This window comes from Pseudomonas allii (genome assembly GCF_055380095.1).
Genome location: NZ_AP039450.1, coordinates 4,179,808 through 4,197,390, shown reverse-complemented (window position 1 = coordinate 4,197,390; position 17,583 = coordinate 4,179,808). Strand labels below are relative to the sequence as shown.

At 61.9% G+C, this 17,583-nt stretch carries 12 protein-coding genes; 5 read left to right on the top strand and 7 right to left on the bottom strand.

Annotation, left to right across the window (positions count from 1 at the left end; genetic code table 11):
• Nucleotides 1–3: 3 nt before the first annotated feature.
• Nucleotides 4–1,611, bottom strand: a complete 1,608-nt coding sequence (locus ACZ445_RS19035) for a carboxyl transferase domain-containing protein (RefSeq protein WP_464707440.1) — start codon at nt 1,609–1,611, stop codon at nt 4–6.
• Between the two features lie 11 nt (nt 1,612–1,622).
• Nucleotides 1,623–2,786, bottom strand: a complete 1,164-nt coding sequence (locus tag ACZ445_RS19030) for an isovaleryl-CoA dehydrogenase (RefSeq protein WP_310863704.1) — start codon at nt 2,784–2,786, stop codon at nt 1,623–1,625.
• 150 nt (nt 2,787–2,936) lie between these two features.
• Here ACZ445_RS19030 and ACZ445_RS19025 point away from each other — a divergent pair, with 150 nt between their 5' ends.
• Nucleotides 2,937–4,574 carry an AMP-binding protein gene (locus ACZ445_RS19025; protein ID WP_310863705.1) on the top strand — a complete coding sequence of 546 codons (1,638 nt, stop codon included), beginning with the start codon at nt 2,937–2,939 and terminating at the stop codon, nt 4,572–4,574.
• Nucleotides 4,575–5,115: 541 nt separating this feature from the next.
• Here ACZ445_RS19025 and ACZ445_RS19020 read toward each other — a convergent pair.
• From ACZ445_RS19020 to ACZ445_RS19010, 3 genes are all read right to left on the bottom strand, one after another.
• Entirely contained in the window at nt 5,116–6,015 is a 900-nt protein-coding gene (locus tag ACZ445_RS19020) for a hydroxymethylglutaryl-CoA lyase (protein WP_464703982.1), read from the bottom strand.
• Between the two features lie 16 nt (nt 6,016–6,031).
• Nucleotides 6,032–6,424, bottom strand: coding sequence for a MerR family transcriptional regulator (locus ACZ445_RS19015; protein WP_058423875.1), 393 nt, complete (start codon nt 6,422–6,424; stop codon nt 6,032–6,034).
• A 113-nt stretch (nt 6,425–6,537) separates the two neighbouring features.
• The gene (locus ACZ445_RS19010) at nt 6,538–7,473 is read right to left on the bottom strand and encodes a LysR family transcriptional regulator (RefSeq protein WP_058423874.1); all 936 of its coding nucleotides are present in this window, start codon (nt 7,471–7,473) and stop codon (nt 6,538–6,540) included.
• Between the two features lie 151 nt (nt 7,474–7,624).
• Between ACZ445_RS19010 and ACZ445_RS19005 the strand changes: the two genes are divergently transcribed.
• Nucleotides 7,625–8,854: an acyl-CoA dehydrogenase gene (locus tag ACZ445_RS19005; RefSeq protein ID WP_058423873.1), complete on the top strand. Its 1,230-nt coding sequence runs from the start codon at nt 7,625–7,627 to the stop codon at nt 8,852–8,854.
• 121 nt (nt 8,855–8,975) lie between these two features.
• Here ACZ445_RS19005 and ACZ445_RS19000 read toward each other — a convergent pair whose 3' ends face one another.
• Both ACZ445_RS19000 and xthA read right to left on the bottom strand, forming a co-directional pair.
• Nucleotides 8,976–10,307 carry a substrate-binding domain-containing protein gene (locus ACZ445_RS19000; RefSeq protein ID WP_464707439.1) on the bottom strand — a complete coding sequence of 444 codons (1,332 nt, stop codon included), beginning with the start codon at nt 10,305–10,307 and terminating at the stop codon, nt 8,976–8,978.
• A gap of 181 nt (nt 10,308–10,488) precedes the next feature.
• Nucleotides 10,489–11,301 (bottom strand): exodeoxyribonuclease III, encoded by an 813-nt coding sequence (gene xthA / locus ACZ445_RS18995; RefSeq protein WP_058423871.1) that lies wholly within the window; start codon nt 11,299–11,301, stop codon nt 10,489–10,491.
• 168 nt (nt 11,302–11,469) lie between these two features.
• On the opposite strand from xthA, the gene ACZ445_RS18990 reads away from it, so the two are divergent.
• From ACZ445_RS18990 to ACZ445_RS18980, 3 genes are all read left to right on the top strand, one after another.
• Nucleotides 11,470–12,120, top strand: coding sequence for a GNAT family N-acetyltransferase (locus ACZ445_RS18990; protein ID WP_058423870.1), 651 nt, complete (start codon nt 11,470–11,472; stop codon nt 12,118–12,120).
• Between the two features lie 64 nt (nt 12,121–12,184).
• Entirely contained in the window at nt 12,185–13,912 is a 1,728-nt protein-coding gene (locus tag ACZ445_RS18985; protein WP_464703980.1) for an autotransporter assembly complex protein TamA, read from the top strand.
• Nucleotides 13,912–17,583 carry a translocation/assembly module TamB domain-containing protein gene (locus ACZ445_RS18980; RefSeq protein ID WP_179029294.1) on the top strand — a complete coding sequence of 1,224 codons (3,672 nt, stop codon included), beginning with the start codon at nt 13,912–13,914 and terminating at the stop codon, nt 17,581–17,583. The genes ACZ445_RS18985 and ACZ445_RS18980 overlap by 1 nt, the downstream gene beginning before the upstream one ends.

Sequence of the window (17,583 nt, the reverse complement as noted above, 5' to 3'; positions counted from 1 at the left end):
CATTTACATGCGGAACACGCCGAAGCGGCTCGGCTCGATGGGGGCATTCAGCGACGCGGACAAGGCCAGCGCCAGCACGTCACGGGTCTGCAACGGGTCGATCACACCGTCGTCCCACAGGCGTGCGCTGGAGTAGTAGGGGTGGCCCTGGGTTTCGTACTGGTCGAGGATCGGCTGCTTGATCGCCGCCTCTTCCTCGGCGCTGAACCCTGTGCCGGCGCGCTCAGCCTGCTCGCGCTTGACCTGCACCAGCACACCCGCCGCCTGGTCAGCGCCCATCACGCCAATGCGTGCGTTCGGCCACATCCACAAAAACCGCGGGTCATAGGCGCGGCCACACATGCCGTAGTTGCCGGCACCAAAGCTGCCGCCGATGATCACCGTGAACTTCGGCACCTTGGCACAGGCTACGGCGGTGACCAGCTTGGCGCCGTGCTTGGCGATGCCGCCGGCTTCGTACTTCTGGCCGACCATGAAACCGGTGATGTTCTGCAGGAACAGCAGCGGAATACCGCGCTGGCAGGCCAGCTCGATAAAATGCGCGCCTTTTTGCGCGGCTTCGGCAAACAGAATCCCGTTGTTGGCCAGGATCGCAATCGGGTAGCCGTGCAGGTGGGCAAAGCCGCACACCAGGGTGGTGCCGAACAGCGCCTTGAACTCATCGAACACCGAACCGTCCACCAGCCGTGCAATGACTTCGCGCACATCAAACGGCTGCTTGGCGTCGGCGGGGATCACGCCGTACAACTCTTCACTGCTGTACAGCGGAGCCACCGCCGAACGTTGCAGCAACTGGCCTTGTTTGCGCCAGTTGAGGTTCGCCACGCTGCGCCGGGCCAGCGCCAGTGCATGCTCATCGCTGTCGGCATAGTGATCGGCCACGCCGGAGATCTTGCAGTGCACATCGGCACCGCCGAGGTCTTCGGCTGTCACCACTTCACCGGTGGCGGCCTTCACCAGCGGTGGGCCGGCAAGGAAGATAGTGGCATGGTTGCGCACCATGATTGCTTCGTCGGCCATGGCTGGCACATAGGCGCCACCGGCGGTGCACGAGCCCATCACCACCGCGATCTGCGGGATGCCCTGGGCGCTCATGTTGGCCTGGTTGAAGAAGATTCGCCCGAAGTGCTCACGGTCGGGAAACACTTCGTCCTGGCGCGGCAGGTTGGCGCCGCCGGAGTCCACCAGGTAGATGCACGGCAGGCGGTTCTGCTCGGCGATGGTCTGGGCGCGCAGGTGTTTTTTGACGGTGAGTGGGTAGTAGGAGCCGCCTTTCACCGTGGCGTCGTTGGCGACGATCATGCATTCGACGCCTTCCACACGGCCGATCCCGGCAATCACCCCGGCGGCCGGCACGTCTTCGCCGTACACCTGATAGGCGGCCAACTGGCTGAGTTCAAGGAACGGCGAGCCCGGATCGAGCAGGCGATTGATACGCTCGCGCGGCAGCAACTTGCCGCGTGAGGTGTGCCGCTCCTGTGCCTTGGCGCCGCCGCCTTGCTGCACGTGGGCGAGCAGGGTGTGCAGGGCGTCGACCTGTTGGCGCATCGCCGCGCTGTTGGCAGCAAATTCTGCCGAACGCGGGTTGAGCTGGGTATGCAGAGTGGCCATGGTGCGCTCCTTCAGCGGGTTTCGTTGAAGAGTTCGCGACCGATCAACATCCGCCGGATCTCACTGGTGCCGGCGCCGATCTCATACAGCTTGGCGTCGCGCAGCAGGCGCCCGGCGGGGAATTCATTGATGTAGCCATTGCCGCCGAGAATCTGGATGGCTTCGAGGGCCATTTGCGTGGCGCGTTCGGCACTGTAGAGGATCACCCCGGCGGCATCCTTGCGCGTGGTCTCGCCACGCTCGCACGCCTGGGCCACCGCGTAGAGGTAGGCGCGGCTGGCATTGAGCTGGGTGTACATGTCGGCAACCTTGCCCTGGATCAGCTGGAATTCGCCGATGCTCTGGCCGAACTGCTTGCGGTCGTGGATGTAGGGCACGATCAGGTCCATGCACGCCTGCATGATGCCGGTGGGGCCGCCGGAGAGCACCACGCGTTCATAGTCGAGTCCGCTCATCAGCACTTTGACGCCGCCGTTGAGCACGCCGAGGATGTTTTCTTCCGGTACTTCCACGTCATCGAAAAACAGCTCGCAGGTGTTGGAACCGCGCATGCCCAGCTTGTCGAACTTGTTGCTGCGGCTGAAGCCTTTCCAGTCGCGCTCGACGATAAACGCGGTGATGCCGTGGGGGCCCTTTTCCAGGTCGGTCTTGGCGTAGATCACATAGGTGCTGGCGTCGGGGCCATTGGTGATCCAGGTCTTGCTGCCGTTGAGTACGTAATGATCGCCGCGTTTATCGGCACGCAGCTTCATCGAGACCACATCGGAACCGGCGTTCGGTTCGCTCATGGCCAGTGCGCCGACGTGTTCGCCGCTGACGAGTTTGGGCAGGTACTTGAGTTTCTGTGTGTGACTGCCGTTGCGGTTGATCTGGTTCACACACAGGTTGGAGTGCGCGCCGTAGGACAGCGCCACCGAGGCCGAGCCGCGGCTGATCTCTTCCATGGCCACCACGTGGGCCAGGTAGCCCAGGCCGGCGCCGCCGTATTCCTCCGGCACGGTGATGCCCAGCAGGCCCATGTCGCCGAACTTGCGCCACAGGTCGGCGGGGAACAGGTTGTCGATGTCGATCTGCGCCGCACGGGGCGCGATTTCCTTACCCACAAAGGACTGCACCTGGTCGCGCAGCATGTCGATGGTTTCACCGAGGGCGAAGTTCAGGGACGGGTAACTCATGGACAGGCACCTTAATGTGAGCATTGTTGTTGTGTGGATGGGGCGCCAGGGAAGGGCGCTCACCTTTACGTTAACGTAAGCTTGCGTTACGGCGCTGTCAATCGTAGTTTACGTATACGTCAACCTACAAAAAAGACAACAGGGGTCGTTATGGATCAACCGAATCAGAGCTACAGCCGTGGCTCACAGGACAAGACCTTGCTGGCCATGACGATTGGCCAAGCCTTTGACCGAACCGTCGCGCAGTTTCCCGATGGCGAGGCCCTGGTGGTGCGCCATCAACAACGCCGCTACACCTGGCGGCAGTTGGCCGAGACGGTGGATTTGCATGCCCGTGCCTTTCTTGCCCTCGGCATGCAGACCGGCGACCGCCTGGGCATCTGGGCGCCCAATTGCGCCGAGTGGTGCATCAGCCAGATTGCCAGCGCCAAACTCGGGGTGATCCTGGTCAACATCAACCCGGCCTATCGCAGCAGCGAGTTGGACTACGTGCTCAAGCAGTCCGGTTGCCAGTGGCTGGTCTGTGCCGGCTCATTCAAGAGCTCCGATTACCACGCCATGCTGCACGAGCTGAAACCAGACGTGCGCGGCCTCATCAGCCTCGATCCTAACCCGCCCACAGGGTTCATGCCCTGGTCGCAACTGGCCGCGCTCGGGGCTGGCGTCCCGACTGAACAGTTGCACAGCCGGCAAGCCAGCCTGCATTTCGACCAGCCGGTGAATATCCAGTACACGTCCGGCACCACCGGCTTTCCCAAGGGCGCTACCCTCAGTCACCACAACATCCTCAACAATGGCTATATGGTCGGCGAAAGCCTGGGCCTCACCGCGCAAGACCGCCTGGTGATCCCGGTGCCGCTGTATCACTGCTTCGGCATGGTCATGGGCAACCTGGGCTGCATCACCCATGGCACCACGATGATCTATCCGAACGACGGCTTCGACCCGCTGCTGACCCTCACCACCGTCGCCGAAGAACGCGCCACCGGTCTTTACGGCGTTCCCACGATGTTCATCGCGATGCTCGATCATCCACAGTTGGGCGACTTTGACCTGTCTACGCTGCGCACCGGCATCATGGCTGGCGCAACGTGTCCCATCGAGGTGATGCGCCGGGTCATCAGCGAACTGCACATGCGCGAGGTCCAGATTGCCTACGGCATGACCGAGACCAGCCCGGTGTCGCTGCAAACCGGAGCGGACGACGACCTGGAGCGCCGCGTGACTACTGTCGGGCGCACCCAGCCACAGCTGGAAAACAAGATCATCGACGCCGATGGCAACACGCTCGCGCGCGGTGAAATCGGCGAACTGTGCACCCGTGGCTACAGCGTGATGCTCGGCTACTGGAACAACCCCGACGCCACCCGCGAGGCCATCGACGACGCCGGCTGGATGCACACCGGCGACCTGGCGAGCATGGATGCCCAGGGTTACGTATGCATCGCCGGGCGCAATAAGGACATGATCATTCGTGGCGGCGAGAACGTGTACCCGCGAGAGTTGGAGGAGTTTTTCTTCACCCACCCGGCGGTGGCGGATGTGCAGGTCATCGGCATTCCGGATGCGCGCTACGGTGAAGCCATTGTCGCCTGGATCAAGTTCCACCCCGGCCATGTCGCCAATGAGCTGGAGCTGCAAGCCTGGTGCAAGGGCCGCATCGCGCACTTCAAGACGCCCAGGCACTTCAAGTTCGTGAAGGAGTTTCCGATGACGGTAACGGGCAAGATCCAGAAATTCCGCATGCGCGAGATTTCCATGCAAGAGTTGGGGGCAGGGCAGGAATAAATCCCTGAAAGCACAAAGGGGACCCGAGGGTCCCCTTTAATTTGTCGTTGCGTGCTCTTTTTTTATTATTGAGGGGCGGTCTATTGTTGTTTTTGGCAACCGTTACCCTTTACCGCTGTTTTTGGCGACCCCCATCCGGGGTCAAGAGCAAACGTATTTTTTTGAGCGCTGATCTGCTTCTTCGTGATGATCCAACCAGTGGGCAGCTACCTGAGGTAGTTTTATTTTTCTCTGACCGGTTGCGGGTTTCGGCATGCCGTACCCTGCGAAGCACATCTTCTCCAAAAAAATCTGTTAGCTGCGTCTCTGCCGTGTTGTTTTTGTTATATCAGAGTCGTTTCGTCTTATTTTTATTAGGTTTGGCGCTTTTTATTCTTGTTATGTCATAGAGATAGCAGAAGCCGTGCCAACTTTTAAAATCCCTTTAAAATCAATGATTTGGTTTTTGTGTAGGGTTTGGCCTACGGCAAATACGACAAAATATGTTCCCGTGTTACTCGATGTGTAGGCGTGCGGTAACACATTGTCACGGCTAAGCTACTCAACCGGCGTTACGCGCCTTTGCCACGCGCGACCCTGTCGGCCGGCCCAGCACACGGCTGATCTGCTGGCCCGCGCCAATCAATGCCTCAAGGTCGATACCGGTCTCGATACCCAGGCCGTTGAGCAGGTACAGCACGTCTTCGGTGGCGACGTTACCGCTGGCACCCTTGGCATAAGGGCAGCCGCCGAGGCCCGCGATAGAGCTGTCGAACACCGTGATGCCTTCCAGCAGGCTGGCGTAGATATTCGCGATGGCCTGGCCATAGGTGTCATGGAAGTGCCCGGCGAGCTTGTCCCGTGGCACCTGCGCCCCGACCACCTCGAACAGCCGCCGCGTGGCGCCCGCCGTACCGGTACCGATAGTGTCGCCGAGGGACACCTCATAGCAGCCCATGGCATACAACTCCCGCGCCACCGCCGCGACCTGTTCCGGCGCGATCTCGCCTTCATACGGGCACCCCAGCACGCACGACACATAGCCGCGCACGCTGACCCCGTGCTGCCTGGCCGACGCCATGATCGGCGCAAAGCGCTCCAGGCTTTCACTGATGGAACAATTGATATTGCGCTGGGAAAACGCCTCGGACGCGGCGGCAAACACCGCTACCTCCTTGACGCCGGCCGCGAGCGCGTCCTCGAACCCGCGCAGGTTCGGTGCCAGCGCACCATAAGTCACACCGGGCTTGCGCTGGATCTGCGCAAACACCTCGGCGGACCCGGCCATCTGCGGCACCCACTTGGGCGAGACGAAACTGCCGACCTCGATATAACGCAAGCCGGCAGCGCTGAGGGCATCCACCAAGCGGACCTTGTCCGCCACGCTGATGGGTTGGGCTTCGTTCTGCAAACCGTCGCGCGGGCCGACTTCCACCAGGCGTACGTGTGAGGGGAGGGACATTGCGGTTACCTTCTGATCAGTGGTCGACCTGGCGCAGGGTGTGGGCCAGGGCCTGGGTGCAGCGCTCTTCGGCGGTGTCCAGTTCCAGCTTCATCTGTTCGATATCCAGTAGTTGCTGTTCCAACTGCTCACGGCGCTCGGCGATTTTCGCCAGCATGCTGTTGAGTTGGACGTGGTTGCCGCTGGTGGGGTCGTAGAGTTCGATCAGCTCGCGGCATTCGGCCAGGGAAAAACCGATGCGCTTGCCCCGCAGGATCAGCTTGAGGCTGACCTTGTCGCGGGCCGAGTAGATGCGCTCCTGGCCCCGGCGTTCCGGGGCCAGCAGGCCTTGTTCTTCATAGAAGCGAATGGCGCGGGTGGTGATGTCGAGCTCGCGGGCGAGGTCGGAGATGCTGTAGGTGGTGCTCATGTGGGCGCTCAAGAAGGTCTTGGCGTTAAGCTACTGTCAGGTTGACGTAAACGTCAAGGGTCGCTGCGTGACCCATCGGGGGCAAGCCCCCTCCCACAGGGCGCTCGCCAACCTCACGCCTGTTGTTTATCCAGCTTCTTCTCATGGGCGGTGACCTGCTGGCACAACTCAATCATCTGCTCGCGCATCCAGCGGTTGGCCGGGTCCTGGTCGGTGCTTTCGTGCCAGTACAGGTGGGTTTCCACCGGCGGCACGTCGTTGACCGGCAGGTTGAACCAGTGCAGTTCATGGCGGCGGGCGAAGCGTTCTGGCACGGTCATGACCATGTCGGTCTGCTGCAGCACCTGCGAGGCCATCAGGTAATGTTGGGAGCGCAGGGCGATCTTGCGCTGGATGCCCATCTTGCCCAGCGCCAGGTCCACATGACCCAGACCGTTGCGCCGGCTGGAAATATGGATATGGGTCAGCGACAGGTAGTCATCCAGCGTGAACTTGTCTTTGCTGGCCATGGGATGGCCCTTGCGCATGGCACACACGTAGCGGTCTTCCATCAGCTTCACGTGGCGCACCTGCGGGTCGGTGTTCAGCGGCGCATCCACGGCAAAGTCCAGGCGCCCGGCGGCCAGCTCCTTGGTGGTTTCGCGGCGCTTGGACAGGAAACTCTCGATCACCACCGTGGGCGCCAGGCGGCGCAGGCGCTGGAACAATGGCGGCAGGATCACCGCCTCGGTAAGGTCGGTCATGCTGATGCGGTAGGTCTTGGCCGCCTGCTGCGGGTTGAAGATGCGGCTTTCCTGCACCGACACCCGCAGCAATGACAGCGCATTGCGCACCGGGCCGATGATGTTCTGCGCCATCGGCGTCGGCACCATGCCCTGGGCGGTGCGCACGAACAGCGGGTCGTTGAAGGTCTCGCGCAGGCGCGCCAGCGCGTTGGACACCGCCGGCTGGGTGATGCCGACAATCTGCCCGGCGCGGGTCAGATTGGCTTCGGTGTAGATCGCGTCAAAGACGATAAACAGGTTGAGGTCGACCTTGCTCAGATTCATTTCGCAGCGCTCTTATTGTTAGGTGGCCATACGTCGATCATATATCGGTGATGAATGTTAATACACGCCGAGAATAGGCTAGGTAAATTATCAACGCTGTTCTAGCATCGATTGCATGACCTAAACAACCTCTCAGAGAAGGGAGCTGCTCATGGATTTCGCCTATTCGCCCAAGGTTCAGGAACTGCGTGAACGCGTCACTGCGTTTATGGACGCTTACGTTTACCCGGCCGAGCCGGTGTTCGAACGCCAGGTCAGTGAAGGCGACCGCTGGCAGCCCACCGCAATCATGGAAGAGCTGAAAGCCAAGGCGAAAGCTGAAGGCCTATGGAACCTGTTCCTGCCCGAATCCGAACTGGGCGCCGGCCTCACCAACCTCGAATACGCGCCACTGGCCGAAATCATGGGCCGTTCCCTGCTGGGCCCGGAGCCGTTCAACTGCTCCGCCCCCGACACCGGCAACATGGAAGTGCTGGTGCGCTACGCCAATGAAGAACAGAAACAGCGCTGGCTGGCGCCGCTGCTGCGCGGCGAGATCCGCTCGGCGTTCGCCATGACCGAGCCGGACGTGGCTTCTTCCGACGCTACCAACATGGCCGCCCGTGCCGAACGCCAGGGCGATGAGTGGGTGATCAACGGCAAGAAATGGTGGACCTCCGGCGCCTGCGACCCGCGCTGCAAGATCCTGATCTTCATGGGCCTGAGCAACCCGGATGCACCGCGCCACCAGCAGCACTCGATGATCCTGGTGCCAGTGGACACCCCCGGTGTGAAGATCGTGCGCCCGCTGCCGGTGTTCGGCTACGACGATGCACCCCACGGTCACGCCGAAGTGCTGTTCGACAACGTCCGCGTGCCCTATGAAAACGTCCTGCTCGGCGAGGGGCGTGGCTTTGAAATCGCCCAGGGCCGCCTTGGCCCAGGCCGTATCCACCATTGCATGCGCTCCATCGGCATGGCCGAGCGCGCGTTGGAATTGATGTGCAAACGCTCGGTCAGCCGTACCGCGTTCGGCAAACCGCTGGCGCGACTTGGCGGCAACATCGACAAGATTGCCGACTCACGCATGGAGATCGATATGGCGCGCCTGCTGACCTTGAAGGCGGCGTACATGATGGACACCGTAGGCAACAAAGTGGCGAAAAGCGAAATCGCGCAGATCAAGGTGGTGGCGCCGAACGTGGCCTTGAAGGTGATCGACCGCGCGATCCAGATTCACGGCGGCGCCGGCGTTTCCAACGACTTCCCGCTGGCCTACATGTACGCCATGCAACGCACCCTGCGCCTGGCGGACGGCCCGGACGAAGTGCACCGCGCGGCCATCGGCAAGTTCGAGATTGGCAAGTACGTGCCTAAAGAGTTGATGCGCAGCGGGCAGTAACAGCGGGTCGCCTGCATCGGGGGCAAGCCCCCTCCCACACTTGAATGTGTTCACAGATCAAAATGTGGGAGGGGGCTTGCCCCCGATGAGGCCGGATCAGGCAATGAAGCTCCATCAGCCCTCAGTAAACCCAAACCTCCACCCGCCGATTCTTGATCCGCCCCTCATCCGCCGTATTCGCCGCCACCGGCATCTGCGCACCAAACCCGCGGATATCGCGCAGCACCACGGCGTTCTTGACCAACTCCCGACGCACCGCCATCGCCCGCAACTTTGACAGCAATGCGGCGCGCTGCGGGTCATCCTTGGCATCGCCAAAGCCCACCAGCGTCACCTGCTTATTTAACTTGTCGTGGTTTTTCAGATAGGCCACCACCCGCTGCAGATCCTGGCGCGCCTTGTTGTCGAGGCTGGCGCTGCCTTCTTCAAAGCGAAAATTCACCGTCAGGCGCTGGGCGTCGCGGGCGATACCCTGATAGTCATCGGGCATCGACGGGCGCGGCTCCACGGCGATCGCCTGCACCTGCTGCGCAATAAACCCGTTGGCGGCCACAATCGCCTGGCCCTTGGTGCCCTGGGTAAAGTCCACCAGTGCCTTGGCCCACGGGTTACGCCCGGACGGCGGCAGGTAGAAAAACAACCGGCGTGACAGCGGGTAATCTTCGGTAGCAATCAGGCTGTTGAGCGGCAACATCGGCTGTGAATCGCCATCCACAATCGCCACCGCCTTGGCCTGGCGCACGTAGGGCAGGCCGATAAAGCCGATGCCCTGCGGGTCGTGGCTGACCGCATCGGACAGCTGCTCGCTGGACTCGAAACGCTTGGCACCCGAGGCAAGCGGCTTGCCACGCAAACGCAATACCAGTTCCTTGAACGTATCGTAGGTGCCGGATTGATCATCCCGTGCGTACACATGGATAGGCCCGCCGATGCCGCCCACGGCCTCCCAGGTACTGATGTCACCATTGAAAATCTGCGCCAGTTGCTCGGTATTCAGTGTGTTCAAAGGGTTCTGCGGGTGGAGAATGATGGCCAGGCCGTCGATGGCTATCACTTGTTCGGCTTCGGGGCTTTTCAGGTCGCCCAGGGGTTCCAGGTCGACCAGTTCACTGTCCTTGATCGGGCGAGACGAGGCGGCCAGATCGGCGCTGGTTTTTTTCAGCGCTGTGAACCCGGTGCTCGAACCGTGGGCCGCGACCTCGATGGTCATGGTCTTGCCCTGGCGCGTCTTGCCGATCACACGCTGTTCATTGGCGCCTTCGCCCGGTTCGCTGTGCACTCCCTGCAAGCCCTGATGCTCCATCAGCCCCTTGACCAGTGCCGGACCCAACGCCGCGCCAATGGTATTGGAGCCCTGGATGCGCAGTGCTGGGCCTTGATCAGGAACGGGCAGGGGGGCGGAAACGGCGAAGAGGGGAAAAACGGTCAGCAGTAACAGAACGCGCAGCCTCATGCCGGCACCTTCTCAAGCCAAAGGGAGTGCCGCGAGAATAAGTCAGGCACGTTGCATAAATATGACGGATGCACCGCAAGGCTAAATGTGGGAGGGGGCTTGCCCCCGATAGCGGCGTGTCAGCTATAAATGGGCTGACTGACCCACCGTCATCGGGGCAAGCCCCTCCCACAGGGTGTGATCAGTTCAATTCAAGCCAGATCGGCGCATGGTCAGACGGTTTTTCCAAACCGCGCAGCTCGTAATCCACCCCGGCATCCTTGACCCGCGCCAGCAGGCCATTGGAGGCGAGGATTACGTCAATGCGCAGCCCACGCTTGGGCTCGTCTTCAAAGCCGCGGCTGCGGTAGTCGAACCAGCTGAAGCGGTCGGCCACGTTCGGGTTGAGGTGGCGGAAGCTGTCCACCAGGCCCCAGTTTTTCAGACGGGCCATCCATTCGCGTTCTTCCGGCAGGAAGCTGCACTTGCCGGTCTTGAGCCAACGCTTGGCGTTGTCGGCGCCGATGCCGATGTCGCAGTCTTCCGGGGAAATGTTCACATCGCCCATCACCACCAGCGCCTGGTCGTTGCTGAACTGGCTTTCCAGCAGTTGCTGCAGGTCTTCGTAGAAGCGCTGCTTGGCCGGGAACTTGGTGGGATGGTCACGGCTTTCGCCCTGAGGGAAGTAGCCGTTCATGATGGTCACCGGGTGGCCGTTCTCGTCGGCGAAGGTGCCCCATATAAAGCGGCGCTGGGCGTCTTCTTCGTCACTGGCAAAGCCTTTGTGCACGCTCAGGGCTTCCTTGCGCGACAGCAGGGCCACGCCGTAGTGGCCTTTTTGCCCATGGTAGTACACGTGATAGCCAAGGGCCTGTACCTCGGCCAGCGGGAATTGGTCATCGTGGACTTTGGTTTCCTGCAGGCCGATCACGTCGGGCTGGTGCTTTTCAATCAGCGCCGCCAACTGATGTGGGCGGGCGCGCAGCCCGTTGATATTGAAGGAGACGATTTTCATGGTCGGCAGTCCGGTCTGGCAAAAGGGCGATGCTAGCGGACAAGTCGGACGGGGGCCAGCGTGGCGGTAGGGCAGATGCACTGCTAATGTCTGGGAACGACTCGTGCTGTGTAGGTTCGTACCCATAAGAACGCTGCCTTTTGAGCCGCGCCCAGGGAGATTGACGGTATGCCGGACACTACAACTGCAATTGCTGAAATTCGCCTGCTCAACAGCGGCTATTCCCGTGAGGCCCGTTCTCTGTTGTACCAGGCCTATCGGCATGAGCCGACCTTCGCCTACATCTTCGAAGCCGAGCGTCCCGGTTATGAACAACGGGTGCGCGCCACCGTGCGCGAGTTGGTCAAGCAGCACTTCTTTCAGAAACTGCCGGCGATTGGTCTGTTCGTCAATGACCGCCTGATCGGCATCGCGCTGATCGCGCCACCGCAGCGGCGCCTGGGCATTACCGAGAGCTGGGCCTGGCAACTGCGCATGTGGCTGAGTACTGGCGTGCGTGGTACACGGCGTTACCTCGACTACCACCACGCGGTGCTCGCGTGCCTGCCCAGTGAGTCGGTGCATGTACTGCCGTTGCTCGGCATCCACCCGCAATTCCAGGGCAAGCATTACGGCGAGCAGTTACTGGAAGCCGTGCACAATTGGTGTGCCGAAGACCCGCATTCGTCCGGTGTGGTGCTGGACACGGGGAATTCACGTTATCTGGAGTTCTATAAACGCCAGGGCTACGAGGAAATCGGTGAAGTGGCGGTAGGCCCGGTCCTGGAGCATGTGTTTTTCCATCCGAATCCGCAGTCGTTACATGCTGCAACGGCTTAATCCAGAATTATTCAGATAAATCCGAGTTCAAAGAGTCTCCCTTGCTCGTGTAGCATCCGCGCCTATGAAGTTTCCAGGAAGATTTACCAGCGGCTTGATTCTGCTGTTCACAAGCTGCGGCGCGTTGGCGCAAAGCGAACTGGACGTGCGGATCAAACCCTCAAACGACGCGTTGAAAGCCAATATCGAAGGCTATATCGGCGGGGTGGGCGATCGTGATGAAGAGGCCTTGCTGCGGTTCAGCCGTGGCGCCGAGGAGCAGGCGCGCAAAGCCGCCCAGGCCCTTGGCTTCTATCAACCACAGATCGACAGTGAGGTGAAAGGCGGCAAGAACCCGCGCCTGATCCTCACCATCGACCCCGGCGAACCGGTGCATTTGCGCAACGTGACCATTCGGGTCGACGGCCCTGCCGCAGACCTCAAGACGTTTCGCGTGCCCGTCAGCAACGACCTCAAGGCCGGCGCCGTGCTCAACCACGGCCATTACGAAGACGCCAAGCGCCTGATCCAGAACCAGGCCTCGCGCTATGGCTTTTTCAGTGGGCGCTTCACCCGCCAGAAACTCGCGGTAGACCCCAAGGCCGGTGTCGCCGATATCGAACTCGTCTACGACAGCGGTCCGCGTTACGCGTTGGGCAAGGTCAGCTTTGCCGGCGACACGCCGTTTGACGAAGAACTGCTGCAACGCATGGTGCCGTTCAAAAGCGGCGCGCCTTACGATTCCGAACTGATCGCCGAACTCAACCAGAACCTGCAAGCCAGTGGTTTTTTTGAAGGCGTGCGGGTGGATGCCGCCCCGGCGGCTTCAACCAATGACATCATCCCGGTGGCCGTGCGCCTGGAGACCCGCAAGCCACGCACCATGGGGCTGGGCCTGGGTTTCTCCACCGACGTCGGCCCGCGCGGCAAAGCCAACTGGACCCGCCACTGGGTCAACCCCCAGGGCCATAGCTACGGTTGGGAAGCCGAGCTGTCGGCGCCGCGGCAGAACGTCGGCCTGTGGTACGACATTCCGCTGGACCCACCGCTCACCGACAAACTGCGCTTCGCTGGTGGCTATCAGAACGAAGAAATCGCCAACACCGACACCCTGAGTAAATTGCTCACCGTGGGCCCCGAGTGGCACAGCAAGCTGCCCAGCGGCTGGACCCGGGTGATTTCGCTCAAGTACCAGCGTGAAGAATATCGCCTGGGCAATGACTCCGGCCTGAGTAATCTGGTGATGCCAGGGATCAGCTACTCCTACCTGCGCAGTGACAACCGTATCGACCCGCACAACGGCTACCGTCTGCAATTCGACACCAAAGTCGCCAAGGAAGGCCTGGGCTCCGATACCAACCTGCTTTACGGCACGGCCATGGTCAAAGGCCTGACCACGCTGTGGGACAACCATCGCTTCCTGGCCCGTGCGCAGGTGGGCGGCAGTGCCACCAACGGCTATAACTCGGTGCCGCCGTCGCTACGTTTCTTTGCCGGTGGCGACCAGAGCGTGCGCGGCTACGAGTACCAGACGCTGTCGCCGGAGAACGATCGCGGCGACCGCATCGGTGGCCGCTACATGGTAGCCCTGAGCGCCGAGTATCAATATTCCATCGCCGAGAAATGGCGGATCGCGACCTTCATTGACCAGGGCAATTCCTTCAATAATCTGGACCTGCCCAGCCTGAAAACCGGCGTCGGCGTCGGTATCCGCTGGGTGTCGCCGGTCGGCCCGATCCGTCTGGACCTGGCCCATGCCCTGGAAGACCCGGGCGGCGTTCGATTGCACTTTTCCATGGGGCCTGAGCTGTGATGCGTGGTGTGAAAATAGCGGGGCTGGCCGTGGTGGCCAGCCTTGCCGTGTTGTTGCTGGCCCTGTGGGCGGTGCTGGGCACCCAGGCGGGCAGCCGCTGGGCGTTGGCCCGCGTGCCGGGTTTGACCCTGGAGAATTTCCAGGGGCGTTTGGGTGGCCAGTGGAGCGCCGACCATCTGCTGTGGCAGCAGGACAGCAGCCGTGTCGAACTCCAGGCGCCCAAGCTGGATTGGTCGCCGGCGTGCCTGTTGCGCATGACCCTGTGCATCAATCAACTGGATGTCGAGCAAGTCAGCCTGCAATTTCCCCCTAGCACCGAGCAGAGCAGCGGCCCGATCGAGCTACCCGACCTGAAGCTGCCGCTGGCCATCCAGTTGGGCGACGTTCGCGTCGGCAGCCTGTTGTTCAACGGCAGCGAAGAACTCAAGGGCCTGCAACTGGCGGCGCATTGGACGGCTGCGGGCATGCAGATTGACTCCGTGCACCTGCAACGCGATGGCCTGGTGCTGGACCTTTCCGGCTTACTGCAACCCGCCGGCGACTGGCCGTTGAGCGCCAGCGGTAACTTGAGCCTGCCTTACGCGCCCGGTGGTGAGCAGTGGACGGTTGGCCTCAAAGTCGAAGGCGACTTGCTCAAGACCCTTACCCTCAACGGCGATAGCCACGGCTACCTGGACGGCAGCCTGCTGGCGGAGTTGCAACCGCTGGCGGAAGATCTGCCGGGGCAAGTGCTGATCAAGTCCGATGCGTTCAAACCGGATGCCGGTTTGCCGGACACCCTGCAACTCAATGAGCTGGTGCTCCTGGCCAAGGGCGACCTGAAAACCGGTTATGTGCTCTCGGGCAAGGCGTCACTGCCTGCCGAAAAGAGCCCGGTAAGCCTGTTGTTACTGGGGCGCGTGGATGCCAAAGGGGCGCAGATCGAAAAACTCGACCTGTATGGCGACGACAAGCAAAGCCTCAAGCTCAGCGCCAACCTGGACTGGCAGCGAGGCTTCGGCGCCGACGCCAAGGTCGACTGGCTGGACTTCCCCTGGCATCGCCTGTATCCCGTCATCGACGAGCCCCAAGTGGCGCTGCATACCTTCAATGGCGAGGTCTCCTACAAAGATGGCAACTACCTGGGCAATCTCAAGGCCGACCTCGACGGCCCGGCAGGCAAGTTCAACGTGGTCACGCCGTTCAGTGGCGACCTCAAGCAAATCTTTCTGCCCGAGCTGAAACTCACAGCCGGCCAGGGCAAGGCCGAGGGCCACCTGAACCTGCAATTTGCCGATGGCATTGCCTGGGACACGGCACTCGACCTGTCGGCGCTGAACCCGGCGTACTGGGTCGCCGAATTGCCCGGCACCCTGGCCGGGCCGCTGCGCAGCAAGGGCGAGTTCAAGCACGAGCAGCTCAAGCTGAATGCCGACCTCGACCTCAAGGGCCGCCTGCGCGGGCAAACCGCCGTGCTGGCCGCCAAGGCCGAAGGCGCGGGCGAGCAATGGACCCTGGCCAACCTGGATATCCGCCTGGGCGACAACCGCATCAACGGCAGCGGCAGCCTGCAACAACGCCTGGCCGGGCAGATCGACATCAAGCTGGCGCGCCTGGCCCAGTTGTGGCCGCAGTTGCGTGGGCAGGTCAACGGCCGACTCAATGTGGCTGGCAGCCTCAAGGCGCCCCAAGGCAAACTCGACCTCAAGGGTCAGCAACTGGCGTTTGCCGATAACCGCCTGCAAATCCTCACCCTCGACGCCAGCCTCGACAGTGCGCAGCGGGCCAATATTGACCTGAAAGGCAGCGGTATCCAATCCGGCGAGACCCAGGTCGGCACCCTGACCGCCAGTGCCCAGGGCGATATCAAGAACCAGAAGGTCCAGCTCGACCTCGCCGGCCCGCTGGTCAAGCTGGCCCTGGCATTGGACGGGAACCTCGACAAAGGCAACTGGCGCGGGCGCCTGGCCAGCGGCGATGTCCAAGCCGGTGGCCAGGACTGGAAGCTGCAAGCCCCGGCCAGGATCGAACGCATGGCTGATGGCAGGCTGACCTTTGCCGCGCACTGCTGGGTGTCCGGGCCGGCCAGCCTGTGCGGCGAAGACCAGCGCCTGATGCCGGAGCCGAAGCTGCGTTACCACCTCAAGCAATTCCCCATCGACAGCCTGGCGGCGTTCCTGCCCAAGGATTTCGCCTGGCAGGGCAAGCTCAATGCCGACCTGCAACTGGACCTGCCGGCCAGCGGCCCCAAGGGCGTCGTCATGGTGGATGCCAGCGGCGGCACCTTGCGCGTCAAGGACAAGGACCAGTGGCTGGATTTCCCCTACAACACCCTGAAACTGGAAACCACCCTCAACCCCAAGCGCATCGACACGCAGCTCAACTTCCAGGGCGGCAAGCTCGGCGAGCTGCTGTTGCAGGCGCAGATCAACCCGTTACCCAAGAACAAACCGATTACCGGCAACTTCAGCCTGGTCGGCCTCGACCTTGCCGTGGCACGGCCGTTTGTGCCGATGGTGGAGAAACTCACCGGCAAGCTCAACGGCAACGGCCGTCTCTCAGGTGGCCTGCTGGCGCCCCAGGTCAACGGCAACGTCAACCTGGTGGGCGGCGAGATCTCCGGGCCGGAACTGCCCATCAGCCTGGAAGGCCTGAATGTGCAGGCGCTGATTGCCGGCGAAAGCGTGCAGCTCAACGGCGCCTGGCACAGTGGCAAGGCCGGGCAGGGTAGCCTCAAGGGTCAGGTCGACTGGGGCAAGGCGCTGGTGGTGGACCTCAGTTTGCAAGGCTCGCAGTTGCCGGTCACGGTCGAACCTTACGCGGTGCTGGAAGTGGCGCCAGACCTGAAAATCAGCCTGAAGAACGACAAGCTGGCCATCGCCGGCAACGTGCATATCCCACGCGGCGATATCACCGTGCGCGAGCTGCCGCCGTCGACGGTCAAAGTCTCGGATGACACGGTGATCATCGGTAGCCAGACCGAGGAGGGCAAACCACCGATGGCCATGGCGATGGATATCAACGTGGTGGTGGGCGAAGACAAACTCAACTTCTCCGGCTTCGGCCTCACCGCCAAGGTCCAGGGCCAGGTGCACATCGGCGACAACCTCGACACTCGGGGCGAGCTGTGGCTCAACGATGGCCGCTACCGCGCCTACGGCCAGAAGCTGGATGTGCGGCGTGCGCGGCTGTTGTTTGCCGGGCCGCTGGACCAGCCATTCCTGGATATCGAAGCGATTCGCAAGACGGGCGATGTGGTCGCCGGTATCCGCCTCAGTGGCAGCGCGGAACAGCCCTCCACGCAAATCTTTTCCGAACCGGCCATGAGCCAGGAACAGGCGCTGTCCTACCTGGTGCTGGGGCGTCCGCTGAGCACCACCGGTGAAGACAACAACATGCTGGCCCAGGCGGCGCTGGGCCTGGGCTTGATGGGCAGTGCGGGGGTCACCTCGGACCTGGCGAAGAACCTGGGCATCCAGGACTTCGAACTCGACACCCAGGGCAGCGGCAATAACACCGCCGTGGTGGCCAGCGGCAAGATCACCGAGAAACTCAGCCTGCGTTATGGGGTAGGGGTGTTCGAACCGGCCAGCACCATTGCCTTGCGCTACCTGTTGAGCAAGAAGGTGTACCTGGAAGTGGCGAGCGGCGTGGCCAGCTCCCTGGATATCTTCTACAAACGCGATTTCTAA